The following is a 3,993-nucleotide window of genomic DNA, read 5'->3' as shown; positions in this document are numbered from 1 at the left end:
TAATGGTAACCAGGTCAACTGTTAGGTCTGAAATTCGATCAAACTCAGCTCTGACCTGCGGGAACTTTGGGTATCCCTGATTGGTTCTGATATGGTGACCGTTCAGTTGACCCCAGGGCGGAGACGCGCCCAGCTAGGAGTGAGCATGTCTCGCCCACGAAGCTCCGTGACCAGGTCGGAGCCGCTTGCGCAGCAGATCGCGCGGAACATCGAGAACGACATCCAGGCTGGCAGGCTTCGCCATGGCGAGCGGCTCGCTTCGTCGCGCGAGCTCGCGAAGGAGTGGGACGTCAGCGTCTTCACCATCAACGAGGCCATGGACTTGCTTGCCAAGAAGGGGCTGGTTGTGAGCAAGGCTCGATCAGCTCGAACCGTGCACGCACCCGACCAGGAGTTCCGCCGCGAGGTGCGCACCTCGACGCCGCAAGTCGTCATGGTCGGCGGGTACGCCGGCAGTGGGAAGACGGAGCTGGGGAGGGTGCTGGCTCGTGAGTCGGGGTGGCCCATGCTCGACAAGGACTCGCTGACGCGGTTCGTCGTCGAGGCGGCGCTTGAATTGCAGGGTGTTTCACGGAATGACCGGGAATCCGAGGTCTACTTGACGAAGATCCGGCCGGCCGAGTACGAGTCGCTGCTTGAAGCGATGACGGAAAACGTCCAGGTCGGGAATAGCGCGATCGTCACCGCTCCCTTTCTTCGTGAGTTCTCGGATGAGTCGTGGTTAAAGCAAGCGGAGGCAACGTGCAGGAAGCTCGGCGCAGACCTCACGATCGTGTGGGTGTACTGCGACGAGGAGACCATGCACACTTATATTCGGCATCGTGATGCACCGCGAGACAGCTCAAAATTGGCACACTGGGAGAAGTACATGGAGGGTGTCAACGTCAACTTCCGTCCGCCTGTGCCGCATGTGGTCGTTGACAATTCTGTGTCGGGTGGTGTTCTCGTGGATCAAGCCCGGCGCCTCATCGCGCAGGTGACCGAGGAAGGGGCCATCAAGAAGTGAGTACCGCAAAGGTTCTCATCAGCGGGGAGGCAGATGACGAAGTCGGTCACGAGATTCTCTCGCAGGTCGACGGCGTCCAGGTCATCGAGTACGACCCCAACACCGAGCACTTGAGCGGCGAGCAACGCGGCGCGAACGTCCTTTTGCCGCCGTACCGAAGCAGTCACCGCCCGATTCGCCTGCTGTCTGAGCTGCCGGACTTGAGGATGGTTCAACTTCTCTCGGCTGGCGCCGACGAGTGGTCGGCAGACGTACCTGCGGAGATCGTTCTCGCAACGGCACGAGGCGCGCACGCTGGCCCCGTCTCCGAGTGGGTTCTGTCGGCCGTTCTGACCCAATTCAGGCAGTGGCCCGCACTCGTACGCTTTCAGGACGCGCACGTCTGGGCACATCGGAAGTTCGCCGCCGACACCCTCGCTGGAAAACGGGCGTTGATCGTCGGCGCCGGCGCGATCGGAACGGCAGTTGCCCGCCGGTTGCAGGCGTTCGACGTCGCCTCGACGCTCGTGGGAAGCAAAGCGCGCGACGACATCCACGGGCCGGAGGACTTGCCGGTCCTTGTTTCCGGGCACGCTCTTGTCGTAATCACGGCGCCGTTGACGGAGCGGACGGTCAAGCTGGTCGACTCGGCCTTTCTCGCGGCGATGGACGACGGAGCGTTGTTGGTGAACGCCGGCCGGGGCCGTATCGTCGACACGGATGCGCTGGTGGGGGAGCTGCAAGCTGGGCGGTTGCGAGCTGCTCTCGACGTCACCGACCCCGAACCCCTCCCTTCAGAGCACCCTCTCTGGGACTGCACTGGGGTAATCATCAGCCCTCACTCAGCCCGGACGGTGCCCGGAACCAACGCGCTTTGCTACCAGGTTGCGGCCACGCAGATCGCCACATTCTTGAAGGGCGTGACTCCTACCAACGCGGTCACCGTTCGACGGTGACCATGCGACGAGCTGATGGGGGTCCGTCTGTGATCCGAGTTGTCCACAGATCGGCGAACGGGCCCCGCGGTGACGCCGGACGTGACACCGTCCTGATCATGAGCCAAACGTGGTCGCTGCGACCTTTGCCCGAATCCGAGCCGCCGGCGCGCCTGGTACCCGACGGCTCAGAGGTGCTGGAAGGCCTGGAATTCGTGTGGTGGCCGGATCCACCGGCCTGGACCACTGCGCGCCTCAGTGACGATCTCGGGGCCGGAGACGTATCGGATCTTGCGCCCTGAGATCGCCGCTGAGGCCACAACGGCGCGTGGTCGGTGTGACTGGACCCCGGGATCGACCCCAGGGCCGCTCAGGCGGTGTTTTCAGCGGCGCTACGAGGTCATACGATCGAACATGTGGTCGATTGGGCGCCAATTGTGGAGCAGGAAGACCTGCCGTTCAGGTCTGCTCGTGATCACGCGCGTTGCCTGAACGGGCACCTGCGGGAGATCGCCGGCTCGAACTCGGGCTATCACCACACGCTGCGGTTGTCGACGTGGACATGCCTGCTGTGCGCCCGGTTCCGCCGGCCGCGGCAGACGTGGTTCGAGGTCGAGCACAAGCCGCTCGGCGTGGCGGGCGCGGCGGCGGACATGTGCGCGGGGTTCCCGGTGCAGGTGATCCCGCGGCGGCCGGCGGTGCGAGGCGGGGTCGGGCGGATCGAGTTGCACGTCCGCGGTGAGGTGTTCGGGTACGTCGAGGTGCAGCTGTGCGGGATCGACCGGCGCGGGGTGCTCGTGCACGTCGCCGTGGCCGAACGGCACCGCCGCCGTGGGATCGGCGGCCTGATGCTCGACGCGGCGCTCGCCCGCGGCGTCGGCTACACCTGGTCCACCGCGCCGTTCGACCTCGACGACGTCGAGCTCAAGGGTTTCCGCTCGACGCTCGACCTGGCCGAACCGGTGCAGGTCGGTGAGCCGTTCTACTGCTCGCACATGCTCGAAGCGATGGGCGAGTGGGTCTGAGCAGGTAAGCGGCGTCGACAGGCGTCGACGCGTCACCGACTACCGACCGTGCCCGTAACCGGTAGTTTAGCGGGTGTGACACCCGGGACGTGTCGAGACTGTCACACCTGTCACTCTGTCACTCTAGGGGTTCTGACCTGCATAAATAGGTGTGACAGGGATGTGACATCCCGGTGTGACAGTCTTTCCCCACACTAACTCTATGTCACTAGTGTCATTTGAAGAGCGGCTGTAACAGAGAAAAGTGAGCAGGCCCTCACTTTTCTCTGTTACAGCCGGTTTTGCTCCTGTCAGGCTTAGCCGCGGTTCCCCGACTTCGGCTTGATACTCCAGCGTTTGGCCTCGTGTGCTCCCAGGGTTTCCGACCACAGCAGGTGCTGCCCTTGGCCCAATAGTGACCAGCCTTGACCCTCAAGGTTCGCGAGTTCGCCCACGCCCAGCTGCCACAGCAGGCGGGTCACCAGGTAGGCCGCGTCGGTTCCTTCGCCGGCCTCCCGGTAGTCCTTCACCGGCGAGGGACAGGTGAAGACCCGTAGATGGCCGTAGCCGTTCCAGTCAACATGGGTGTAGTCGACAGCCTGAGCGGCCCACCGCGTGAAGTTCACAGCGTCGAAGGTCATCAACTCGATGGCCTTGAACTCGATCCCGAAGACCGGGTGTTCGTCTTTCCACGTGCTTGGGTCTCGCGGCCATGCCACGGCATCGATTCGTAGCCGTCGGCCACCGCAGTGTGTTCCCCGAACTTCGCGCTGGTAGTCGAACCATGGAGACAGGCGGCCGAGCACCGAGTCGGCCAGCTCGCGCTCGCTCGTGTGCGGCGGGAGCGGCTGGTACCGGACGTTCAAGAGGCTCACTTGACCACCTTGCCTTAGTCGGGGGTCGTCGGGGGAGTGACGAACTGAGTGACAATCGGGGTGGAACGCGGAAGACATGTGTGGACGTCCATGGACGCTCGCGTGCCTGGCCAGCGCCAAGACGCCAAGGTCAAAAACACGGGGATTTGCCCTGATAACGAAGAGGTCCCAGGTTCAAGTCCTGGTGGGCCCAC

General features: G+C 63.7%; 4 protein-coding genes. 3 read left to right on the top strand and 1 reads right to left on the bottom strand.

Annotated features, from left to right (window positions below; all coding sequences use genetic code 11):
* Positions 1-166: 166 nt before the first annotated feature.
* The 3 genes from AB0K15_RS47130 to AB0K15_RS47120 all read left to right on the top strand — a co-directional run bounded on the left by AB0K15_RS47130 (position 167) and on the right by AB0K15_RS47120 (position 2,945).
* Positions 167-1,006, top strand: a complete 840-nt coding sequence (locus tag AB0K15_RS47130) for a GntR family transcriptional regulator (RefSeq protein WP_364067589.1) — start codon at positions 167-169, stop codon at positions 1,004-1,006.
* Positions 1,003-1,941: an NAD(P)-dependent oxidoreductase gene (locus AB0K15_RS47125; RefSeq protein WP_364067587.1), complete on the top strand. Its 939-nt coding sequence runs from the start codon at positions 1,003-1,005 to the stop codon at positions 1,939-1,941. Before AB0K15_RS47130 ends, AB0K15_RS47125 begins: the two co-directional genes overlap by 4 nt.
* Before the next feature lie 395 nt (positions 1,942-2,336).
* The gene (locus AB0K15_RS47120; RefSeq protein ID WP_364067585.1) at positions 2,337-2,945 is read left to right on the top strand and encodes a GNAT family N-acetyltransferase; all 609 of its coding nucleotides are present in this window, start codon (positions 2,337-2,339) and stop codon (positions 2,943-2,945) included.
* Between the two features lie 296 nt (positions 2,946-3,241).
* On the opposite strand, the gene AB0K15_RS47115 is transcribed toward AB0K15_RS47120, so the two are convergent.
* Complete coding sequence (locus AB0K15_RS47115; RefSeq protein ID WP_364067583.1) at positions 3,242-3,799, bottom strand: hypothetical protein; 558 nt, start codon at positions 3,797-3,799, stop codon at positions 3,242-3,244.
* Between the last annotated feature and the right edge of the window lie 194 nt (positions 3,800-3,993).

The organism is Amycolatopsis sp. NPDC049253 (assembly GCF_040678995.1).
Lineage (GTDB): Bacteria > Actinomycetota > Actinomycetes > Mycobacteriales > Pseudonocardiaceae > Amycolatopsis.
This window is presented reverse-complemented; position numbering and strand designations above follow the sequence as displayed.